Genomic DNA, 1,414 nt, shown 5'->3' with positions numbered 1-1,414 from the left:
GATATATGATTATTATTAATTACGTACTTATCTGTTTTATTTTCGGCACGACATTTTTAACTATTAAATTAGGGATTGAAGCAGGAATGCCTCCACTTTTCTCAGCCGGAACTCGCTTTCTTTTAGCAGGAATCTTAGTAATCTCGTACTTTGCATATAAAAAAGACGTTCGACGCTCGTTATTATTTTCAAAAAAAGTGATGATGGTAGGGTTTTGTTTGACCTTTATGACATTTTCAACGCTCTATTGGGCAGAACAACATGTGACATCGGGTCTTGCAGCTGTTTTATCTGCTACTGGCCCAATGATAATATTGCTTATTCAAGTGATGCAAAGAAAAATGGAATTAAAAAAAGAGCAGTTATTGGCTTTGCTTCTGGCTTTTACCGGTGTTATTTGCATTTCATTTCCAAATGTGACAGCCACTATGTCTTATTCGTGGACGTTAGGGTGTATCATTATCATAGTAGGAGAGGTATTTTACRGCATAGGCAGCAATTATTCGAAAGCCTTGTTAAATGAACTAAAAGAAGTGTCACCATTTTTAATTAACGGTATTCAAATGTTTTACGGGGGAATATTTCTGCTGGTGCTATCTTTATGTACAGAGCAGATCCATGTTTCAACTATTATGCCTCGAAACGCAGTATGGTCTATTGTATATTTAATTTTTGTTGGTTCAATTGCTGGACACGGCTTATATTATTGGCTCATCGCCCAAACAAATCCGGTTTTTCCATCTACTTGGTTGTATGTATCTCCTTTAATCGCGGTGTTAATCGGCTATGTAGTCTTAAATGAAGCTATTACGCCTTCTATTATTGGCGGAGGCCTTCTTATTTTAATAGGAGTGTTTATGGCCAATCGTGAAGCTTTGGGAGTACATTTAAAAAAAGGTGTGCTATTCAAAAAGCAGCTGTAAAACAAGTCGCCATTTGCTGACTTGTTTTTAGTTGATCGCAAGACAAAAAAGATTGAAGAAAGATATAAAAGATGACTAAAAGCCTCTTCCTAATGAAAGAAGAGGCTTTTTTGTTAAGAGTTTGCTGACATCGTATGAGACGGTAAAATGATATCTTGGTCGACGAGAAAGGATAAAAGTTCCCGTGTAGCATATGACATATAGCGATCTTTTTTCAAAATGATGCCGAGCTCCCACATTGGAGTAGGTGCGGCAATTGGAATACTTTTAATAAAAGGGTTATTGATCTTTGGAAACACGGACTTTGGTAAAATTGCAATACCTAATTCAGAAGCGACTAGTTCAATAATTAGGTCCCATTGAGAACTTTCGTACGCTATTTTTGGATGAAAACCCGCTTGAATGCACTCATGAATAATGCGATCATGAAGAGAGAAATCTTTGCTGAATAGGACAAAARGTTCTTCTCTAAGCTCGCTCAAAGCAACGAT

Annotated in this window: 2 protein-coding genes; one reads left to right on the top strand and one right to left on the bottom strand. The window is 36.8% G+C overall.

What is annotated here, in order from left to right:
* Positions 1-5 precede the first annotated feature (5 nt).
* The gene (locus tag AC1DRF_RS27830) at positions 6-923 is read left to right on the top strand and encodes a DMT family transporter (protein WP_477742289.1); all 918 of its coding nucleotides are present in this window, start codon (positions 6-8) and stop codon (positions 921-923) included.
* Positions 924-1,036: 113 nt separating this feature from the next.
* Here AC1DRF_RS27830 and AC1DRF_RS27825 read toward each other — a convergent pair.
* Positions 1,037-1,414, bottom strand: a 378-nt coding sequence (locus AC1DRF_RS27825; protein WP_477742288.1) for a LysR substrate-binding domain-containing protein, incomplete at its 5' end; no start/stop codon positions are given.

The organism is Priestia sp. P5_B4 (genome assembly GCF_056400385.1).
Note: the sequence above shows the minus strand (reverse complement) of the source record. Positions and strands in the feature narration are given on the sequence as shown.